Annotated in this window: 17 protein-coding genes and 1 pseudogene; 6 read left to right on the forward strand and 12 right to left on the reverse strand. The window is 64.2% G+C overall.

What is annotated here, in order from left to right:
* Positions 1-14 precede the first annotated feature (14 nt).
* From CLU92_RS00270 to CLU92_RS00300, 7 genes are all read right to left on the reverse strand, one after another.
* Positions 15-1,250, reverse strand: a complete 1,236-nt coding sequence (locus CLU92_RS00270; RefSeq protein ID WP_035825961.1) for an argininosuccinate synthase — start codon at positions 1,248-1,250, stop codon at positions 15-17.
* A gap of 66 nt (positions 1,251-1,316) precedes the next feature.
* Entirely contained in the window at positions 1,317-2,237 is a 921-nt protein-coding gene (argF, locus tag CLU92_RS00275) for an ornithine carbamoyltransferase (RefSeq protein WP_101480242.1), read from the reverse strand.
* A 286-nt stretch (positions 2,238-2,523) separates the two neighbouring features.
* Positions 2,524-5,379, reverse strand: coding sequence for an ATP-binding protein (locus tag CLU92_RS00280; RefSeq protein WP_101480243.1), 2,856 nt, complete (start codon positions 5,377-5,379; stop codon positions 2,524-2,526).
* Positions 5,380-5,539: 160 nt separating this feature from the next.
* Positions 5,540-5,992, reverse strand: coding sequence for a hypothetical protein (locus CLU92_RS00285; protein ID WP_101480244.1), 453 nt, complete (start codon positions 5,990-5,992; stop codon positions 5,540-5,542).
* A gap of 291 nt (positions 5,993-6,283) precedes the next feature.
* Positions 6,284-7,189 (reverse strand): ribosome small subunit-dependent GTPase A, encoded by a 906-nt coding sequence (gene rsgA / locus CLU92_RS00290; RefSeq protein WP_101480245.1) that lies wholly within the window; start codon positions 7,187-7,189, stop codon positions 6,284-6,286.
* Positions 7,186-7,551, reverse strand: a complete 366-nt coding sequence (locus CLU92_RS00295; RefSeq protein WP_101480246.1) for a 4a-hydroxytetrahydrobiopterin dehydratase — start codon at positions 7,549-7,551, stop codon at positions 7,186-7,188. Before CLU92_RS00295 ends, rsgA begins: the two co-directional genes overlap by 4 nt.
* The gene (locus tag CLU92_RS00300) at positions 7,548-8,828 is read right to left on the reverse strand and encodes a M48 family metallopeptidase (RefSeq protein WP_101480247.1); all 1,281 of its coding nucleotides are present in this window, start codon (positions 8,826-8,828) and stop codon (positions 7,548-7,550) included. Before CLU92_RS00300 ends, CLU92_RS00295 begins: the two co-directional genes overlap by 4 nt.
* Positions 8,829-8,884: 56 nt before the next feature.
* Between CLU92_RS00300 and orn the strand changes: the two genes are divergently transcribed.
* Positions 8,885-9,493, forward strand: a complete 609-nt coding sequence (gene orn, locus CLU92_RS00305) for an oligoribonuclease (protein WP_180338396.1) — start codon at positions 8,885-8,887, stop codon at positions 9,491-9,493.
* 72 nt (positions 9,494-9,565) lie between these two features.
* Here orn and CLU92_RS00310 read toward each other — a convergent pair whose 3' ends face one another.
* Together CLU92_RS00310 and gcvA are read right to left on the reverse strand one after the other, a co-directional pair.
* The gene (locus CLU92_RS00310; protein WP_101480248.1) at positions 9,566-9,931 is read right to left on the reverse strand and encodes a hypothetical protein; all 366 of its coding nucleotides are present in this window, start codon (positions 9,929-9,931) and stop codon (positions 9,566-9,568) included.
* Positions 9,928-10,872: a transcriptional regulator GcvA gene (gcvA, locus tag CLU92_RS00315; protein ID WP_101480249.1), complete on the reverse strand. Its 945-nt coding sequence runs from the start codon at positions 10,870-10,872 to the stop codon at positions 9,928-9,930. The genes CLU92_RS00310 and gcvA overlap by 4 nt, the downstream gene beginning before the upstream one ends.
* 230 nt (positions 10,873-11,102) lie before the next feature.
* On the opposite strand from gcvA, the gene CLU92_RS00320 reads away from it, so the two are divergent.
* From CLU92_RS00320 to CLU92_RS00340, 5 genes and pseudogenes are all read left to right on the forward strand, one after another.
* Entirely contained in the window at positions 11,103-12,002 is a 900-nt protein-coding gene (locus CLU92_RS00320) for a DMT family transporter (RefSeq protein ID WP_101480250.1), read from the forward strand.
* Between the two features lie 203 nt (positions 12,003-12,205).
* Positions 12,206-13,300, forward strand: coding sequence for a hemin-degrading factor (locus CLU92_RS00325; protein ID WP_257560722.1), 1,095 nt, complete (start codon positions 12,206-12,208; stop codon positions 13,298-13,300).
* Positions 13,288-14,214: a hemin ABC transporter substrate-binding protein gene (locus CLU92_RS00330; protein ID WP_101480251.1), complete on the forward strand. Its 927-nt coding sequence runs from the start codon at positions 13,288-13,290 to the stop codon at positions 14,212-14,214. The genes CLU92_RS00325 and CLU92_RS00330 overlap by 13 nt, the downstream gene beginning before the upstream one ends.
* Positions 14,211-15,263, forward strand: a pseudogene (locus CLU92_RS00335) (FecCD family ABC transporter permease). Before CLU92_RS00330 ends, CLU92_RS00335 begins: the two are co-directional and overlap by 4 nt.
* Before the next feature lie 10 nt (positions 15,264-15,273).
* Positions 15,274-16,062: an ATP-binding cassette domain-containing protein gene (locus CLU92_RS00340; protein ID WP_101480252.1), complete on the forward strand. Its 789-nt coding sequence runs from the start codon at positions 15,274-15,276 to the stop codon at positions 16,060-16,062.
* A gap of 1 nt (position 16,063) precedes the next feature.
* Here the strand turns inward: CLU92_RS00340 and CLU92_RS00345 are convergent, their stop codons facing one another.
* From CLU92_RS00345 to CLU92_RS00355, 3 genes are read right to left on the reverse strand one after another with little or no spacing between them, the layout of a single operon-like run.
* Positions 16,064-16,498 (reverse strand): hypothetical protein, encoded by a 435-nt coding sequence (locus tag CLU92_RS00345; protein ID WP_180338397.1) that lies wholly within the window; start codon positions 16,496-16,498, stop codon positions 16,064-16,066.
* Positions 16,495-17,934, reverse strand: a complete 1,440-nt coding sequence (locus tag CLU92_RS00350; protein ID WP_101480253.1) for an efflux transporter outer membrane subunit — start codon at positions 17,932-17,934, stop codon at positions 16,495-16,497. The genes CLU92_RS00345 and CLU92_RS00350 overlap by 4 nt, the downstream gene beginning before the upstream one ends.
* The gene (locus tag CLU92_RS00355; RefSeq protein ID WP_101480254.1) at positions 17,931-19,001 is read right to left on the reverse strand and encodes an HlyD family secretion protein; all 1,071 of its coding nucleotides are present in this window, start codon (positions 18,999-19,001) and stop codon (positions 17,931-17,933) included. Before CLU92_RS00355 ends, CLU92_RS00350 begins: the two co-directional genes overlap by 4 nt.
* Between the last annotated feature and the right edge of the window lie 27 nt (positions 19,002-19,028).

Raw genomic sequence — 19,028 nt, forward strand, 5'->3', positions numbered from 1 at the left:
CTCCCGGCCGGGGATTACTTCTGGCCGCGCTTTTCGCGGGCGATGGCGGCGATGCGCATGCGCAAGGCGTTCAGCTTGATGAAGCCGCCGGCGTCGGCCTGGTTGTAGGCGCCGCCGTCTTCGTCGAAGGTGGCGATGTTCATGTCGAACAGCGAGTCCGTCTTCGAATCGCGCGAGACGACGATGACATTGCCCTTGTACAGCTTGATGCGTACCCAGCCGTTCACGGTTTCCTGCGTGTGGTCGATCAGGGTTTGCAGGGCAACGCGCTCGGGAGCCCACCAGTAGCCGTTGTAGATCATCGACGCGTAGCGCGGCATCAAATCATCTTTCAGATGGGCCACTTCGCGGTCCAGGGTGATCGATTCGATGGCGCGGTGGGCTTTCAGCATGATGGTGCCGCCCGGGGTTTCATAGCAGCCGCGCGATTTCATGCCGACGTAGCGGTTTTCCACCAGGTCCAGGCGTCCCACGCCATGCTTGCCGCCAACTTTGTTCAGTTCGGCCAGCACGGTGGCGGGCGACATGCGCACGCCGTTGATCGCGACGATATCGCCTTTTTCATATTCGATGTCCAGGTATTCCGCTTCGTCCGGCGCGTTTTCAGGGCTGACGGTCCAGCGCCACATGGTTTCTTCCGCTTCGGCGCTGGGGTTTTCCAGGTGGCGGCCTTCAAAGCTGATGTGCAGCAAGTTGGCGTCCATCGAGTACGGCGCGCCGCCGTTCTTGTGCTTCATGTCGATTTCGATGCCGGCGTCTTCCGCGTACTTCAGCAGTTTTTCACGCGACAGCAAATCCCACTCGCGCCATGGGGCGATGATTTTCACGCCTGGCTTCAGGGCGTAGGCGCCCAGTTCGAAACGCACCTGGTCATTGCCCTTGCCGGTGGCGCCGTGCGAGATGGCGTCGGCGCCGGTGGCGTTGGCGATTTCGATCAGGCGCTTGGCGATCAGCGGACGGGCGATCGAGGTGCCCAGCAGGTATTCGCCTTCATACACGGTGTTGGCGCGGAACATCGGGAAGACGAAATCGCGCACGAATTCTTCGCGTACGTCTTCGATATGGATGTTTTCCGGCTTGATGCCGAATTTGATGGCCTTGGCGCGCGCCGGTTCCAGTTCTTCGCCCTGGCCCAGGTCGGCCGTGAAGGTGACGATTTCGCACTGGTAGTTATCTTGCAGCCATTTCAGGATGACGGAGGTGTCGAGTCCGCCGGAATAGGCCAGGACTACTTTTTTAATGTCGCTCATATTGCTTCCAGTTGTCGTTGTCGATGTATGTATTGCGATGCTGCCAGAATATATGCACCTGGCGAATTAGTTGATTTTACCCAGTAACAGGTACTCGATCAGCGCTTTTTGCACGTGCAGACGGTTTTCCGCCTCGTCCCACACCACCGATTGCGGGCCGTCGATCACTTCGGCGGCCACTTCCTCGCCGCGGTGGGCGGGCAGGCAGTGCATGAACAGGGCGTCGGGCGCGGCGCGGGCCATCTTCGCGCCATCGACGATCCAGCCGTCGAAGGCGGCAATACGGGCCGCGTTTTCCGCTTCGTAGCCCATGCTGGTCCACACGTCCGTGTTGACCAGGTGCGCGCCCTCGCAGGCGTCGGAAGGGTTGGCGAAGAACGTGTAGCGCTCGGTTTTGACTTGCGACAGGTCGATGTCGTAGCCTTTTGGCGTCGACACATTGACGTGGAAGCCGAACACTTCGGCCGCCTGCAGCCATGAGTACAGCATGTTGTTGGCGTCGCCGATCCAGGCAACGACCTTGCCAGCGATTGAGCCGCGGTGTTCGATGTAGGTGAAGATGTCGGCAAACACCTGGCACGGGTGGTGTTCATTGGTCAGGCCATTGATCACCGGTACGCGCGAGTTGGCGGCGAAACGCTCGATGATTTCCTGGCCGAAGGTGCGCACCATGATGATGTCGCACATGCGCGACATGACCTGGCCCGCATCTTCCACTGGCTCGCCGCGGCCCAGCTGGGAGTCGCGCGTGTTCAGGTAGATGGCGGCACCGCCCAGCTGGTGCATGCCGGCTTCGAACGACAGTCGCGTGCGGGTGGAGTTCTTTTCAAAGACCATCACCAGGGTGCGGTCGATCAGTGGATGGTAGATTTCGTAATTCTTGAACTTGCGCTTGATCAGATGGGCGCGTTCGATCACATATTCGTACTCTTCCAACGTGAAATCGGAGAACTGGAGGTAGTGCTTGATCGGTTTTTTTATCGACATAATGACCACTTGAAGATGCGCAGGCCGCCGGCGGCGTGCCTTTCCCGCCGGGTTGCATCAGCGTATAACATCTCGTCTGATGACTGCCTCGCCCGGCGCGCTGCTGTGTTGATCGGTGCCCGTGTCTGTTTGTCGCGCGGGTCGATGCGGTTTGCCAAGTTGTAAATCATGCAATGGCAGGGACTCCAGCTATTCAATTATAAGGGTTTTGCTTTTAGATTGGAAAGACTGGTCGGACGGGGACTTGTGTAGACAAGTGGCCGCGTCCAGCCTGGATCTTGCCGGCTCAATATATGTTGGCCGGGGTGGCCGCATCGATCTGCGGCGCCACCAGGGGCAGCTCGAGCGTGAAGCGCGTGCCGGTGCGGCTGCTGGCCACCTGAATGGTGCCGCCCAGCAGGGCCGTGACGATGTTGTAGCTGATCGACAAACCCAGGCCGCTGCCGCCCTGGCCCAGCTTGGTCGTAAAGAAGGGGTCGAAGATGCGCGACAGATGCTGTTCTGCGATGCCGCCGCCATTGTCGGCAAAGACGATCTGCACGCGCGCCCCATCGAGCGTGGCGGACAGGCGCATGCAGCCCGTGCCGGCGGCACCATCGTTGGGCGCGGGGGCGAAGGCGTGCAGCAGGGCGTTGTTGATCAGATTGGTGATCACCTGGCCTAACGGACCCGGATAGCTATCCATGGCGATGCCGAAATCGATGTCCGTCTCGATGCGGTGGCCCGAGCTGCGGATGCGGTTCATGACGGTGGCGATGATTTCATTGCTCACCTGTTGCAGGTCAAACTGGCGCCGCTGTTCGGTGGTGCGGTCGACGGCCACCTGCTTGAAGCTGTTGACCAGGTCGGCCGCGCTGTGCAGGCCGCGCATCACCAGCGCCGATGCCTTGGCCGCATCCTCGATGTAGGCGGACAGGTCGGAGCGGCGCAGGCCCGGACCGTTCATCAGGCGTTCCATGTCTTCCGTCTTTTGCTGCATGGTGCTGGCGATCAACAGACTGTTGCCGATGGGCGTGTTGAGTTCATGCGCCACGCCCGCCATCAGGGAACCCAGGGCGGCGAGTTTTTCCTGCGACACCAGTTGCGCCTGGGCATCTTGCAGCTGCCGGTAGGCGCTGGCATTGTCGAGCGCGATGGCGCCATACGCGCACAGGGTGCGGAAGATCAGCCGCTCGCGTTCGCCGTAGGCATGGGCATGGCAAGCCTGCACCGTCATCACGCCCAGCACGCGCTCGCCCACCGTCAAGGGCACATACAGCACGCTCTGGTTATGCAGGGTGCCCGGCACGGTGTAGGCGTGGCGCTTGGTCGGCACCTGGTCGATATACACTTCGCGCCGCTCCAGCAGGCAGCGCACGGAGTAGGCGCGCGGATTGCTCAGGGGAATGGCGTTGTCGGACAGGGGCCGGCCCGCTTCCATGCCGTGCGCGCGGCGCAGCGCCGTGCCCGACGCATCGAGCATGTAAACGGCGAAGGTGTTGACTGGCAGCAAGGCATGCACGTGGCGATCGAGCACCTGGAATACGGCGCTGGCGTCGAGGTGGGTGGTGATTTCCTGGCCGATGGCCGACAGCCGTTCCAGGGTGTCGCTGGTCTGTTGCAATACTTCGGCGCGGCGTGCTTCGGAGGCGGCCAGTTCGCGGTGATGATAGCCTTCCGAGCGCGCATGTTCGGTCTGGTGGTAGACCTGCATGGCGGTGGCGCGGTTGGCGGCTTGCTGGGTGTGGCTTTTTTCGCGCGCCACGCCCGCATCGAGGGCGATATCGTAGGCGCGCGCATAGTCGCCTGCATGCGCGTATTCGCGCGCCAGCGCATCGAGCAGTTCGCCGGGCGGCGAATAGCCTTCAATGGAAGAGGCTACCTGCAGCGCCTGGTGCAGGAAATGCAGGGCCGGATTGCGTTCTTGCATGTCTGCCGGCGGCGGCAGCTCATGGCGCGCATGCAGCATGGACAAGACGCGCAGCGCCGCCACCTGGTGCATCGCGTCGCCCTGCGCCGTGGCCAGCTGCCGCGCCCGCTCGGCCGCCTGCAGCGCTTCGTCCGGGCGGTCCAGATAGGACAGTGCGTGGGCGCTACCGCGCTGGGCCATGCTGCGGAAATCGGCCTGGCCCAGCGCTTCGGCGCGTTGCGCCAGCCGGCTGAAGGCGTCGAGCGCCGTGTCGTAGTCGCCCTTGTCCAGGCTCAGTTCGCCCAGGTGGAACAGCGCGTTGGCATACGTGCGTGCGCCCGACACGGGGGCCAGGATGTGCAGCGCTTCGCGCAGCAAGCCTTCGGCGGTGGCCAGGCGTCCCAGCTTGCGCATGGTTTCGGCCGTATGCGTCTGGCAGGCGCCGATGCTGCGCGGCCAGCCGGTGGGGCGCGCCAGGTCCAGCGCGCACTGCATCCATTCGAGGGCCGATTCGTTGTCGTTGAGGCTGGAGAAACAGTCGCCGATATTGATGGCGGCCGTGATCGCGCCGCGCAGTTGCCCGCTTTCCAGCGCCGCCTCATAGCTTTGCATGTAGTGGCCGGCGGCCGCGCCCAGGTCGCGCGATTTGTGCGCCAGCAAGCCGCGGAAGTCATGCACCCAGGCTGCCAGCGGCGCTGGCAGCTTGCCGCTGGCGCTGTCAGCCTGGAAGTGCCTGCCCCAGCGTGCCTGGGCGGCTGGCGCATCGCGCAAGACGGCCCAGCGCGCCATGGCCGCATCGGCCAGGCTGGCACGCATCGCATCGCCGGCGCTGCGCGCCTGCTCCGCCGCCGCCAGCAATTCGGCGTCGCAGCGGGCATGGTCGCCCCGGTCAACCGCGATCGACGAGAGCAGCCAGTGGGCGTCGGCGCAGCCAGCACCGTTGCCGTGCGCACACAGGATGGCGTGCGCCGCCCAGGCGTGTTTCTCGGCAACATCCAGTTCGCCATGTAGCCACTCGAGTTCCGCCTGCACCAGTTGCAAGCGCGCCTGCGCCTGTTCCAGCGTGGCGGAGTCCAGGCCGGCCAGCGGCAGCAGCACGCGGGCTTCCTCGCCGAGCTGGCTGGCGCGCAGGCAGTCGCGTTGCCGCAGATGCCAGGACAGCAACAGCAAGTGCGGTACGCGCCCGGCGTCGCGCAGCGACGGCAGCTCGCTTTCCCACTGCGCTATTTCATGCTCGAGCGCGAACATTTCCATTCGACAAATCTCCCCGCAAAACAGTGGTGATGGCCTGCGGGCGCCAGGCCATATGTCACTGCATTGTAAGCTGCATTGGGGAGCAATTGTCCAGTGTGGCAGGCAGATTTCGCGCGCGCAGGCCTGCACGGGGCGGCTGCCCCTGCCGCATGGGGATAGCCTAGCGCGAGACCAGCCGCACCGAATGCGCGCCTTCGAGCCGCATGGCCGTGCGGCTGTCGGCGGGCATGCGCAGTCCCGGCAGATACTGGGCATCGTCGATCACCACGTGCTCGCCAGCATTACTGAAAGCAAAGGTGGCTCCGCGTCGTGTGACGAACAGGCCTGGCGCCTGGGGAAAGATTTCGACTTCCGCCTTGTCGTGGCGTCCGTTCTTGTCGCTCAGGCGGCCGTAGAAATGCTGGTTCTGTTCGCGCACCACGAGGATCTGCTGATTCGACAGCAGGTATTGTTGCTCGATTTCCAGCGCTTCCTGCGCGGTGACGCTGTGCGGCGAACTGACGGTAACGCGTACGCTGTCGGCATGTTGCGGGGTCGCTTGCGCCAGGGCGCTGGCGCTGGCTAGCGACAACAGTGCGGCGGCGGCAAACGGGAAAAGACGTGGGGTATGCATGACATTCACCTTCAATCAGGGTTGAGGATAGGATTTGGACCGGATGATCTCTGCCAGGTTTCCTGCAGGGACTGATGTCAAGGTAGCAAATGCCCATCGCCATCACCAGCAGACGGTGATGAAATGCCGGTTTCGTGCGCTGAACTGCATAAAAACGGTGGCGGATGGTTTTTGGGATTAAACGCGGAAAGCTGCCTGTGCAACGGAATTTAATTTTTCCGGTCGAGCTGTTGCTGGTATTAAATTTGCATGGTCGCGCCGCCACACCATGGCGAACGCGACCGGCGGCGGTCAGTAGAGGGTCTGGGCCGATTCGTGCAGCAGCTGGCCATACAGGGTATGGCGCATTCTGGAGATTTTGCCTTCAGACAAGGCTTGCAGGATGGCGCACTGCGGCTCGATCAGGTGGCGGCAGTTGTAGAACTTGCAGCCGCCCAGGTAAGGCTGGAATTCGCGGAAGGCCCGCTCCAGCATGCCTTCGGACAGGTGGTACAGGCCGAATTCCTGGAAGCCGGGCGAATCGATGATGGAACTGTTGGCACCCAGTTCATCGAGTTTGTACAGGCGCGTAAAGGTCGTCGTGTGCTTGCCCGTGTCGAGCGCGGCCGAGATTTCGCGCACGGCGATGTCCGCATCGGGCACCAGCAGGTTGATCAGCGACGACTTGCCCATGCCCGACTGACCGATGAGGATAGACGACTGGCCCGCCAGTAGCGGTGCCAGGGTGGCCACGGCGTGCTCGGGTTCGGCGCGCGCCGACACTTCATCGACGGGATAGCCCATCGAAGAATACGGCAGCAGGCGTTCGCGGGCTCTGTCCAGCGAGGCCGTCACGTCCGTTTTATTCAGGATGATGCGCGCCTCGATGCCGGCCGCGTCGGCCGCCACCAGCGAGCGCGAGATCAGGTCGTCGGCGAAGCCCGGTTCCGTCGCGACGACGATGAACAGTTGCGTCAAATTGGCCGCCAGCAATTTCGATTTGTACTGGTCCGAGCGGTACAGCAGGGTCTTGCGCTCCTCGATGCGGTCGATGACGGCCTGGTCGTTGGACGTGCGCGTCAGGTGCACGATGTCGCCCACGGCCACATTGGTTTTCTTGCCGCGCGTTACGCATTGCAGCTTGGCGCCATCCACGTCGGCCAGGTAATGGCGGCCGTGGGCGGCGATGATGACGCCAGTTAACTTGCCTTCGCTCATGGGGCCACCTGGCTGCTCTGGTAGATGAGGTCAGCCTTGGCGGCGCAGATGAAGTCGTTTTCGGACAGGCCGCCGGCGCCCTGGTTGACCGAGTGCGTGTCGTAGCGCACGGTGCAGGTTTTATAAGTAATGATGAGCTCCGGATGGTGGTCTTGCGTGTGTGTCATATAGGCCAGGGCGTTCACGAACGCCAGGGTCTGGTAGTAATTCTTGAAGCCGAAGTCGCGGCACAGCTTGCCATTTTGCAAGGTCCACTGGGGCAGCAGGGCATGCAGGGTGGCGATGTCGGTGTCGCCCAGCGCCTGCTGGCGCGGCGCGCAGGACAGTTGGGTCAGGCCTTGCGAAGTCGATGGCGTATTCATGTGGAAGCCCCTTTCAGGTGGCGGATGCGCACGCTGGCCGGCGGGTGTGAGTCATAGAAGGCCGAGTGCAGCGGGTCGGGCGTCAGGGTCGACGCATTGTCTTCATACATTTTCACGAGGGCCGAGACCAGGTCGTCGGCCTGCGTGTGCGTGGCGGCAAAGGCGTCGGCTTCGAATTCGTGCTTGCGCGAGCTGAGCGACGTCAGCGGTCCCAGCAGGAAAGTGAAAACGGGCAAGGCCAACATGAATAGCAGCAGGGCCAGCGCGTCCGTCGGCTGGCCCGTCAGCGCCAGGGCGACGGGATCGATGCCCAGGCCCGCGTAAAACCACGGCTGCGTCTTCAGGAATCCCAGCAGGGCCAGAAAGCCCAGCGAGATGACGAACATCATGGCGATGCGCTTGACGATGTGCTTGAGCTTGAAATGGCCCAGTTCATGCGCCAGCACGGCTTCGATTTCCTGCGGCGCCAGTCGCGACAGCAGGGTGTCGAAGAAGACAATGCGCTTGTTGGCGCCAAAACCCGAGAAATACGCATTGCCGTGGGCGCTGCGCTTCGAGCCATCCATGACGAACAAGCCTTTGGAGGCGAAACCCACGCGCTGCATCAAGCCTTCGATGCGGCTTTTCAAGGAGTCATCGGCCAGCGGCGTGAATTTGTTAAACAGGGGAGCGATGACGGTGGGAAACAACACCATCATCAGCAACTGGAAGCCGCTCCAGACGAACCATGCATACAGCCACCACAGGTCGCCCGACTTGGCCATCAGGGTCAGCACGACCCAGATCAGGGGCAGGCCGATGACGGCTCCCAGACCCACGCCCTTGAGCATGTCAGTAAAGAACAGCTTGCGTGCCATGGTGTTGAAGCCGAAACGTTGTTCTAGCACAAATTGGCGGTAGTAATCGAAAGGCAGGTCGATCAGGCCGGAAATGGCGGCAAAGGCGGCGATCAGGCCAATCTGGTACAGCATGGGCGAACCCGCTCCCATCCATTCATTCAGGTATAGCGCCAGCCATTGCAAGCCGCCCAGCAAAGTAAAACCGATCAGCACGGCATAGTTGATCAGCAGGGTTAGCACGCCGAACTTGGTCTTGGCCACCGTGTAGTCGGCCGCCTTCTGGTGGGCGGCCAGCGGGATCTTTTCCACGAATTCGGGTGGGACTGCAGAGCGGTGGGCCAGCACGTGGCGAATCTGCCGCGAAGCGAGCCAGAAGCGCACGGCGAGGGTCAAAACGAGGACGGATACAAACAAAATCGAAAACGCGAGTGAATACATTCTGTGCCTGTGAGAAAATGGCTGATTATTTAGTTTGATTAGGCCAAGAGAGAATTATGTCACAAGCGACCGACTTAACTGCACCCACCTCTGCATCCACCCCAGCACCTGCGGTGCCGGCACGTCCAAATGAGATGAATCTGGTCTGGGTCGACATGGAAATGACGGGCCTGGAACCCGATACCGACCGCATCATCGAGGTGGCGGTGGTGGTGACGGATATGCATTTGAACCTGCTGGCCGAAGGCCCCGTGTTCGTGATTCACCAGTCGGATGAAACCCTGAACAAGATGGATGCCTGGAACAAGGGCACGCACGGCCGCTCCGGCCTGATCGACAAGGTGAAGGCGTCGACCGTGACGGAAGCGCAGGCGGAGGCGGAACTGATCGCGTTCCTGAAGAAATACGTGCCGGCAGGCAAGTCGCCCATGTGCGGCAACACCATCGGCCAGGACCGCCGCTTCATGGTGCGCGGCATGCCGAAGCTGGAAGCGTTCTTCCACTATCGCAATGTTGACGTATCGACGCTGAAAGAGTTGTGCAAGCGCTGGAAGCCGGAAATCGCCACCGGTTTCAAGAAACACCAGAAGCACACGGCACTGGCCGATATCCTGGAGTCGATCGAAGAACTGAAATATTACCGCGAGCACTTTATTAAACTGTAATGGTGTTGTCGGCTTACGCGCTGCGCGCTAAGCCGACCTACGAGCCATTCAGCGCCGCTGGCGTAGGTCGGGTTAGCGCCCTGGCGCGTAACCCGACACATCCGCCGCCTCAAAGACAAGGCTGTGCCAATCGCCATCCTCATCCTGCCACTCCAGCGCAAACGGTCCCGTTTGCCGTAAAGCCGTGATCCAGCGCACGTCGCCTGGCTGGCGGTAGTATTCCACGCACTGCCCGAACGGCTGTTCCAGCCGACACAGCATCAATCCCTCGCCTGCCACGGCACACCATTGCTCATTGATATCGATCAAGGCCACGGCCGGGTCGCCATAGAATTCCCCCAGGCTGGTTTGCCGGCCATCGGCCGCCGTCACGCTGGCCTCTTCATATTCATGCTGGACAATAAATTGGGCGCTGCGCGCCAGTTCCCTGTTCGTCATGCTGTCTCCACGGTGGGCCAGACGGTTTCCTGGTCGGCGCGCGCCTCGGCGATCAGCCATTCGCAGAATGCGTGCACGAGGGGGCGCGTTTCCGCCTGGGGTGAGCGCAGCAGGTAATAGCAGTGGGGGCCGCGCACCGCGTGTTCGAATACGCGCACCAGGCGGCCCGAGCGCAGATCGTCGCCGATCAGCGGGCTGGCGGCGATGGCCACGCCCTGGCCGCTGGCGGCCGCGTCCAGGCATAAATACGTGTGCGAAAAGCGCGCGCCGCTGTTGCCGCTATTGCCGCTGTAATGCACGCCGCAGCTGTGCAGCCAGCGCGTCCAGTCGATTTCGCCGGGCAGGTGTACTTCCGGCTCGTCGTGCAGCAGCGGATAGCGCAGCAGGTCGGCGGGCTGGCGCAGGCTGGCCGCGTTGGCGCGAAAGCCGGGGCTGCAGACGGCGGAAAACCATTCTTCCATCAATAAATCGACTTTGAGGCCCGGATAGCGGCCCGGCCCCAGGCGGATGGCCACGTCCACGCCATCGCGCGCCAGGTCGACCGGGTGCATCGACGCCAGCACGCGCAGTTCGATCTGCGGATAGCGGTCGCGCAGCCGGCCCAGGCGCGGCATCAGCCAGCGCGAGACAAGCGAGCTGGTGGCAGTCACCGTCACCACCTTGTCATCGCCCTGGCGCCGCGCCTGCTCGGACACATCGGCCAGCTGGTTGAGGATGGGGCCCAGCGAGGCCGCATAGCGCTGGCCGGCGCTGGTGAGCACCACGCCGCGCGGCAGGCGCTGGAACAGCACCACGCCCAGCCACGCTTCCAGCTGTTTCACGTGATGGCCGATGGCGCCGGCCGAGACATGCAATTCTTCGCCCGCGCGCTGGAAACCTTCATGGCGGGCGGCCGCCTCGAAGGCATGCAGGGCGGCGAGCGGTGGCAAAGGACGTGACATGCGGGGGAGCCTCCTCGTTGAGGCTAAGTAATATTGAGCCTATCCGTTAAGAATATTGGTTTGTTTCATTTTGCGCAAGCGAATATGATGCCGGCTATGCGTGAAGTGACCCGCAATATGATTCACGCATGAATCATCCCCAGCCTTACCTGGCATTTATATTTACAACGCCTGGGAAAACCGTCGCGATGCGCAGCAGGTTTGCCCAGGTGTACTCAAAGAGGTTAGTCATGTCTGATCGCCGCGCTGTTGCGCTGGTGTTGCTGTCGGCCGCCGGTTTCGGCAGTTCCGCTGTGTTTGCCAAGGCGGCATATGCGTCCGGGGTCAACCCGTCGACCATGCTGGCCTTGCGTTTCGTCATCGCCGCCATGTTGCTGCTGCCGCTGGTGTGGCTGGGCGGCTGGCGCTTGCCACGCGGCCGCCTGCTGGCCGGCTACATGCTGATGGGCCTGATGTACACGGCCCAGTCGCAAGGCTATTTCAATGCCCTGATGTATGCCAGCAGCGGCCTGTGCGGCATGTTGCTGTACGTGTATCCCGTGCTGGTGACCATACTCGCGCTGGCGCTGGGCTGGGAAAAGCTGGACCGCCGCATGCTGGTGCTGATGGCGCTGGCGATTGCCGGCATGGCCATCACCCTGGGTGGCAAGCTGCAGGGGCAGCCCATCGGCATCGCCCTGGCATTGATGGCGGCCGGCGTGTACGCCGTGTACATCCTGTTTGGCAACAGCCTGTCGAAAAGCCGCGAGAATATTCACCCGTTGGCCGCTTGCGTGGTGATCCTGGGTACGGCTGGCCTGTCGAATACTGCGATTGCCTTGTGGCAAGGCGTGTCCTTGCCGGGCACGGCGACGGGCTGGCTGGCCGTCAGCGCCATCGCCCTGTTCTCGACGGCCATCGCGATTGCCGCCTTCTTTGCCGGCGTGGCGCAAATCGGCGCGGCCAAGGCCTCCATCATTTCCACCTTTGAACCTGTCATCACGATGGCGTTCGGCGTGACTTTGCTGAAGGAATCCGTCAGCGGCACGCAATTGCTGGGCGGCGCCATGGTACTGGCCGCCGTGGTCTTGCTGGCGCAGCGGCCCTCGCCCAAGGTGGCGGCCATGCCGGCCGTGCAGGCGAGCGCCTGAACTTTTTTCCTGAACTGATCGGCTGTATCGATCGGTCTCCTTTGGCGCCGCGACGGGTTTCCTGTCGCGGCGCTTTTTTTGCGCGGAAATTTTGAACATAAATAAGTCTTGATTGCGAATGATTCTCATTTATAATTGATTTCAAGATTCCACCACCACCAGCCAGCCCCTGCCAGCCAGTGTTCGCCTTGAAAGGAGACACCGTGTCGAGCACCTTCCCCATTTGCAATACCGAGCTGGTCACCAGTGAATTTGCCCGCCTGCGCCGTCAGAAAAAAGCCCGCCACCGCGACATCGCCGAGGACCTGGGCATTTCCGAAGGCGAGATGATTGCCGCGCATGCTGGCCTGTCGCTGGCCGATGGCGCCTTGCTGGGTGCTGAGCGCCTGCAGGCCGACTGGCCCGCCATCATTGCCGCCCTGGAACCGCTGGGCGAAGTCATGGCGCTGACGCGCAACGCCTCATGCGTGCATGAAAAGACGGGCGTCTACCGCAAGGCCAGCCACAACAACCATGTGGGCCTGGTACTCGGTGGCGACATCGACTTGCGCGTGTTTTACCGCCACTGGGCGCATGGCTTTGCCGTACGCGAGATGGGAGAGCAAGAGGTGCAGCGCAGCCTGCAATTTTTCGATGCGGCCGGCCATGCCGTGCACAAGATTTTCCTCAAGCCGCAAAGCGACCTGGCCGCTTACGATGCGCTGGTGGCGCGCTTTGCGGACGCGGACCAGGCGGCAGGCATCGCCGTGACGGCGCCGCCGCCGCCGCCGGCGGAATTGCCCGACGCGCAGATCGACGTGGCCGGTTTTCGCGCCGCCTGGGCCGACTTGCGCGACACGCATGATTTTTTCACCGTGCTGAAAAAATACTCGGTCTCGCGCCTGCAGGGCCTGCGCCTGGCCGAAGCGCGCTTCGTGCAGCAGATCGACAAATCCTGCGTGCTTGACCTGCTCAATAGCGCAGCCCTCGAAAAAGTGTCCATCATGGCTTTCGTCGGCAATGCCGGCATGATCCAGATCCATTCTGGCCCCGTGCACAAGATCGCCGTGATGGGGCCATGGATCAACGTCCTCGACACGCGCTTCAACCTGCATTTGCGCGACGACCAGATCGCCAGCGCCTGGGTGGTGAAAAAACCGACCGTCGATGGTCTGGTGACGTCCGTGGAACTGTTCGATGCCAAGGGCGACACCATCGTCATGTTTTTCGGCGAACGCAAGCCGGGCGTGCATGAGTTGTGCGAATGGCGCCATATCGTCGAAAGAGTGGCGCAGGAGGGCGAACTATGCGCCGCATGATCGCCGCCAGCGTGGCGCGCCGCATCGCGCTGAAAAAAATGGGCGCGGGAGCGCTGGCGCTGGCAGCGCCGATGCAGGTGCTGGCCGCCGTCAGCGACGCGGCCAAGCCGATTATCAAGGCGCGGCGCATCGTCAGCGTCGGCGGCGCCCTGACGGAAATCATCTATGCGCTCGAGGCGCAGGGCGAACTGGTGGGCGTCGATACCACCTCGCTGTATCCGGCAGTGGCGCAACAACTGCCGCAGGTTGGTTACGCGCGCACCCTGTCGGCCGAAGGCGTGCTGTCGCTGGCGCCCACGCAGCTGATCGCCACCGAGGAGGCGGGGCCGCAAGCGGTGCTGCGCCAGGTGCGCGACGCGGGCGTGCCGGTGGCGGTGCTGAACGCAAATAACAAATTCGAAGGCTTGCTCGCACGGGTAAAACAGGTGGGCCAGATCACGGGGCGCACTGACCCCGCCGCGCGCCTGGCGCAAGCCTTGCAACAGCAGTGGAACGGCGCCCTGGCCAAGGTGGGCCAGCGCAGCCACGCGCCCGTGCGCGTATTGTTCATCCTCGCCCATGCGCCCAACCAGGTGATGGTGGGTGGGCGCGAGACGGGCGCCGACGCCATGCTGGCGTATGCGGGCGCCGTCAACGTGATGGGCGGGCAGGGTGGATTTTCCGGCTACAAGCCGCTCACGCCCGAAGCCGTGATCGCCGCGCGGCCCGACCTCGTCCTCGTCACGGACCAAGGGCTGAAGGCCTCGGGCGGCGTGGATGGCATATTGAAACTGCCAGGGCTGGCGCAGACGCCGGCCGGCCGCAAGCACCGCATCGTCTCGCTGGAAGCCATGCTGCTGCTGGGCTTTGGCCCGCGCATGCCACAGGCGCTGGCCGACCTGGACGCCGCCTTCGCGCAAGCCATGGCCGCATGAACGTGGCTTCCGTGGTGTCCGTTGCTCCGTGGCGCTGGCCACGCTGGAGCGCAGGCGGGCTGCTGGCCGCCGCACTGGCTTGCGGTTTGCTCGCCGCCGTGCAGGCAGGTGCCGTGCCGGTGACCCTGGCAGACTGGCTGGCGCCGTTTCAATCTGGCGACGCGGCGCAGTCCGGCGGCGCCTATGTGCTGTGGCATATCCGCCTGCCGCGCGCCCTGTTCTCCATCTTGATCGGCGCCGCGCTGGCGCTGGCCGGCGGCTTGACGCAAGGGCTGTTTCGCAATCCGCTGGCCGACCCGGGGCTGCTGGGCGTGAGCAGCGGCGCCGCCTGCGCGGGCGCGGCCACCATCGTCTTCGCGGCCAGCCTGCACGTGGCGCCCGAGTTGCGCGTATGGCTATTGCCGGCCGCGGCGTTTGCCGGCGCCATGCTCATTTGCGTGCTGCTCGACAGGGTCGCCTGCTGGGCCACGCCCGGTTCCATCGTCGGCCTGCTGCTGACGGGCGTGGCGCTGAACGCCATCACGGTGGCTGTCATGGGCCTGTGCATTTACCTGGCCAGCGACGACCAGTTACGCACCCTGACTTTCTGGACCCTCGGCTCGCTGTCGGCCGGCAGCTGGCGCCAGGTAGCGGCCTAGCTGCTGGTGCTGGGCGGCGCGCTGTGGGCCACGCGTTTCCTGATGCGTTCACTCAATGCACTGGCGCTGGGCGAAGCGCAGGCGCTGCACGTGGGCATCGACGTGGGCCGGCTGCGCACACAGGTGATTGTGCTGGTGGCCGTGCTGACGGGTTTTGCCGTCGCCTGGTGTGGCGGCATCGGCTTCATTGGCCTGATCGCGCCGCACCTGGTGCGCACATGGATGGGGGCCGACCAGCGCCGCGTGCTGCCGCTGGGCATGCTGATGGGCGGCTTGCTGCTGCTGTTGGCCGACACGCTGGCGCGCACGGTCGCCATTCCCGCGGAAGTCCCCGTCGGTATTTTCACGGCCTTGCTGGGCGGGCCATTTTTCCTGATGCTGTTGCGGCGCTTCCGCCACAGCAGCACCTGAAAGGATAAGCATGACGCCCCTGCTGGAACTCTCTTTCGCCACCACGCAACTGGGCCAGCAGTACTTCGGTCCCTTCAATGTGCAGGTACATGCCGGCGAGCGCATCGCCATCCTCGGTCCCAGCGGCGCGGGCAAGTCGACCCTGCTCAAACTGATGGCGCGCGAACTGCGTCCGCAGGCGGGCCAGGTGGCGTTCGCGGGCCGGCCGCTGGCGCAGTGGCCGCTGGCCGAACTGGCCCTGCGCCGCGCCGTCCTGCCGCAAGGTTCGAACGTGGCCTTCGGATTGCAGTGCGAGCTGGTGATCGGCCTGGGGCGGGTGGCGCGCCTGGCCGACCCGCAGCTGGAGCGGATCCTGCAGGACGCGGCCGCCCTGGCGCATGCCGCGCATCTGCTGGGACGGCGCCTGGACACCCTGTCCGGCGGCGAACAGGCCAGGGTGCAGCTGGCGCGCATCTTCGCGCAAATGTGGGATGTGCAGGATGGCTTGATACTGGTCGACGAACCGCTGGCGGCGCTCGATCCCGGTCTGCAGTTCGATCTGCTCGATAGCCTGCAGCAGTTCTGTGCCGCGCGCGGCCACGCCGTCGTCGCCATCCTGCACGACATCAATCACGCCTTGCTGGCTTTCGAGCGGCTGCTGCTGGTGCGCTCGGGCCAGCTGGTCGCCGATCTCGCCAGCGGTGCCGGCGCCGTGCCGGCCCTTGCCGCGCTGTACGGCATCGCTCTGACGACGGCGACCAACAGCGATGGCGACGTGTGCGTCATCCCTGCCAGAAGCGCGGTCCGCAGGGCCGCCTGATTCACCAGACGTCCGCCGCGCGCGGCCGCGCCATCTGGCCGCTGCTCAGCAGCCACACCATCAGGGCCTCGGCCTGTTCGCGCGTGGCCGCCACTTCCTGCACGATACCAAAGGCTTTCATGGCGCCGGTCGCCATCGCCTGCAGGCGCGCGCGTTGTTCCGCGTCCGCCTCGACTGACACCAGGCCCCGGCAAAGGGCGGCCAGCGCTACCTTGTTGTGCTTGAGCCACAGGCCGCGCCGCTTGCGGTCGATGTGCGCTTCGTCGCTGCGTTCCTCTTCGAACAGCATGACGAACGGTACGCCGTGGCGCAGCAGGGCGTCCATGTCGTTTTCCCACAGCGGGGCATAGCCGGTGACGGCCGTTTCAGGGCGAAAGCGCACGATGGGAAAGTCGCTGACGTCGTGGATGGAAAAGTGTGCGGGATTCGGTTTCATGGCGTGCTTCCTTGTGAGGTGGTTGAAAATGCTTGCCAGCCGCCGCCCAGCGCCTTGTAGACCTGGACCAGCGACAGCGAAGCGGTGGCGCGGCTGTCGACCAGCGCCGCTTCGTTGTTCAAGAGCGTGTTTTGCACATGCAGCACGTTGATCAAGTCCGTGCCGCCCTGGCGATACTGCAGTTCGGCGCTGCCCAGCGCGCGCCGTCCCTGTTTGACGGCTTCATCGAGGCTGGCCTGGCGGCGGGCGTTGGCCTGGTAGCTTGAGAGTGCATCTTCCACTTCGTGCCAGGCGGCCAGTACCGTCTGGCGGTAGGCGATGGCCGCTTCCTGCTGCTGCGCCTCGCGCAATTGCAGATTGCCGCGCAGGCGGCCGCCGTCGAACAGGGGCACGTTGAAGCCGGGGCCGAAGGCAAAGCGCTTGGCGTCCCAGCCGATGTCGGACAGCTGCATCGCTTGCAAGCCGATGCTGCCCGAGAGCGTGATGCGCGGATAAAAATCGCCTTGCGCCACGCCGATGGCGGCCGTGGCCGCGTGCAGCTGCGCTTCGGCGCGGCGGATGTCGGGACGGCGCCCGGCCAGGCTGCTCGGCACGCCCAGCTGCACCTGCATGACCACGGCCGGAATGTCCTTGCCGGCCGCCAGTTCCGCCTGCAGGGACTGCGGAGGCAGCGCCAGCAAGAGGGCGAGGGCATTGCCCAGGCGCACTTCGCGCTGTTGCAGCGGCGGCAGGCGCGCTTCGATGGTGGCCACGTGGGCCGCCGCCTCGGCCTCGTCGAGTTGCGACGCCGCGCCTTCCTGCAGGCGGATGCGGGTCAGGTCCAGGGTATGGCGGGCGATATCGAGCAGCTGCTGCGTGATGGCCAGCGTCTGCTGCGCGCCGCGCAACTCGATGTAGTCGCGCGCCGTTTCGGCCAGCACGGCCAGCAGCACGCCGCGTTGCGTTTCCAGGGCCACCTCGACCCTGGCGTCGGCCGCTTCCACTTCGCGCCGCACGCGGCCCCACAGGTCCAGCTCCCAGGCTGCATCGAGATTGCTTTGCCACAGGCTGTAGGCGGATTGGCCGTTGTTGCGCGACGGGTCGCTCAAGCCTTGTGCGCTGTTACGCGCGCGGCCATAGCTGCCATTCGCGCCCAGGGACGGCCCTTGCGCGGCACCGGCCACGCCGCGCGCGGCACGGCTTTGTTGCAGCCGGCTGCTTGCCGCCAGCACGTCGAGGTTGGCGCCGGCGGCGCGCTGCAGCAAGGACGACAGGGTGGTATCGCCAAAGCTGTCCCACCAGCGCTGCTCGATGGCGCCATCCTGCCTTGCGGTGAAACGGGCATCCTCCGCCTGGTGCCATTGCTGTCCCAGATCGTTGTGCGGGCGCTGGAAGTCGGTGCCGACGCTGCCGCAGCCGGCCAGGCCCAGGGCCGTGATGAGTGCCAGTGCTTTCATCGTGCGCTCACCTGTTGCAGCTGTTGGCGGCGCATGGCCGTATCGATGCGCACTTCGGCCGACATGCCCACGCGCAGGCGATGCTCGCCATCCTGGCCGGGATCGAGCGCGATCCTGACGGGGATGCGCTGCACCACCTTGGTGAAATTGCCGGTGGCGTTTTCCGGCGCGATGGCGGCAAACGTCACGCCCGTGGCGGGCGCGATGCTGTGCACCGTGCCGTGCAGGAGCACGCCCGGATAGGCGTCGACGGCGATGCTGGCGGGCTGGCCCTGGCGCACGTGGGTCAGCTGGGTTTCCTGCAGGTTGGCGACGACGAAGCTGCGGTTCAAGGGCACCACGGCCATCAGGCTGGCGCCGGGAGCCACCAGGGCGCCGACGCGCACGGCACGGCGTCCCACGATGCCGTCGATGGGGGCGCGCAGCAGCGTATGCGACAAATCAAGTTCGGCCCGTTGCAGGCTGGCGCGGGCGCGCAGCAGGGCCGCTTCGGCCGCGCCTTGCTGCGCTTGCAAAATTTCCGTCTGCTTGCGGGTGGAAACCAGGGCGGCGCGGTTTTGCGCCAGGCGTGCGCGGCTCACGTCGAAGCGCGATTGCGCCTGCTGCGCGTTCTGCACGCTGCCCGCGCCCTGGCCGGCCAGATGCTGCGAACGGGCCAGTTCCTGCTGCGCCAGTTTGTCTTCCGCCTGGTTGGCGTCGACCAGGGTGGTGGCTTGTTCGATCACCGATTGCTGGCGCTGCAAGGTGGCGCGGGCATAGTCCAGCTGCGCCTCGGCGCCGGCTACTTCGGCGCGGGCGGCGGCGGCGGCGGCCTGGTAGTCGCGGTCGTCGATGCGCGCCAGCAGATCACCCGCCTTGACAGTCTGGTTGTCTTCCACCAGCACTTCCCGCACGATGCCGCCCACCTTGGGGGACAGTACGGTGTAGTCGGCGCTGACAAAGGCGTCGTCGGTGCTTTGTTCATCGCCATGGGCGAATAGCAGTTGCCAGGCGCAAAAGGCGAGGGCGCAGGCCAGCAGGGCCAGGCCGAGGATAAAAGCGCGCGAGCGCAGGATGGGGACATTCATGGTGAGGCTCTTTCGTAAAAATGAAAA

Origin of the sequence: Janthinobacterium sp. 61, assembly GCF_002846335.1 — a bacterium.
In the GTDB taxonomy this organism is placed as follows: domain Bacteria; phylum Pseudomonadota; class Gammaproteobacteria; order Burkholderiales; family Burkholderiaceae_D; genus Janthinobacterium.

Excerpts from the sequence above, each read along its gene's own strand:
- argF (WP_101480242.1), bottom strand. The coding sequence starts at position 2,237 with ATGTCGATAAAAAAACCGATCAAGCACTACCTCCAGTTCTCCGATTTC.
- rsgA (WP_101480245.1), bottom strand. The coding sequence starts at position 7,189 with ATGAGCGAAGGCAAGTTAACTGGCGTCATCATCGCCGCCCACGGCCGC.
- CLU92_RS00270 (WP_035825961.1), bottom strand. The coding sequence starts at position 1,250 with ATGAGCGACATTAAAAAAGTAGTCCTGGCCTATTCCGGCGGACTCGAC.
- CLU92_RS00285 (WP_101480244.1), bottom strand. The coding sequence starts at position 5,992 with ATGCATACCCCACGTCTTTTCCCGTTTGCCGCCGCCGCACTGTTGTCG.
- CLU92_RS00320 (WP_101480250.1), top strand. The coding sequence starts at position 11,103 with ATGTCTGATCGCCGCGCTGTTGCGCTGGTGTTGCTGTCGGCCGCCGGT.
- CLU92_RS00345 (WP_180338397.1), bottom strand. The coding sequence starts at position 16,498 with ATGAAACCGAATCCCGCACACTTTTCCATCCACGACGTCAGCGACTTT.
- gcvA (WP_101480249.1), bottom strand. The coding sequence starts at position 10,872 with ATGTCACGTCCTTTGCCACCGCTCGCCGCCCTGCATGCCTTCGAGGCG.
- CLU92_RS00330 (WP_101480251.1), top strand. The coding sequence starts at position 13,288 with ATGCGCCGCATGATCGCCGCCAGCGTGGCGCGCCGCATCGCGCTGAAA.
- CLU92_RS00340 (WP_101480252.1), top strand. The coding sequence starts at position 15,274 with ATGACGCCCCTGCTGGAACTCTCTTTCGCCACCACGCAACTGGGCCAG.
- CLU92_RS00280 (WP_101480243.1), bottom strand. The coding sequence starts at position 5,379 with ATGGAAATGTTCGCGCTCGAGCATGAAATAGCGCAGTGGGAAAGCGAG.
- CLU92_RS00300 (WP_101480247.1), bottom strand. The coding sequence starts at position 8,828 with ATGTATTCACTCGCGTTTTCGATTTTGTTTGTATCCGTCCTCGTTTTG.
- CLU92_RS00355 (WP_101480254.1), bottom strand. The coding sequence starts at position 19,001 with ATGAATGTCCCCATCCTGCGCTCGCGCGCTTTTATCCTCGGCCTGGCC.
- CLU92_RS00310 (WP_101480248.1), bottom strand. The coding sequence starts at position 9,931 with ATGACGAACAGGGAACTGGCGCGCAGCGCCCAATTTATTGTCCAGCAT.
- CLU92_RS00295 (WP_101480246.1), bottom strand. The coding sequence starts at position 7,551 with ATGAATACGCCATCGACTTCGCAAGGCCTGACCCAACTGTCCTGCGCG.
- CLU92_RS00350 (WP_101480253.1), bottom strand. The coding sequence starts at position 17,934 with ATGAAAGCACTGGCACTCATCACGGCCCTGGGCCTGGCCGGCTGCGGC.
- orn (WP_180338396.1), top strand. The coding sequence starts at position 8,885 with ATGTCACAAGCGACCGACTTAACTGCACCCACCTCTGCATCCACCCCA.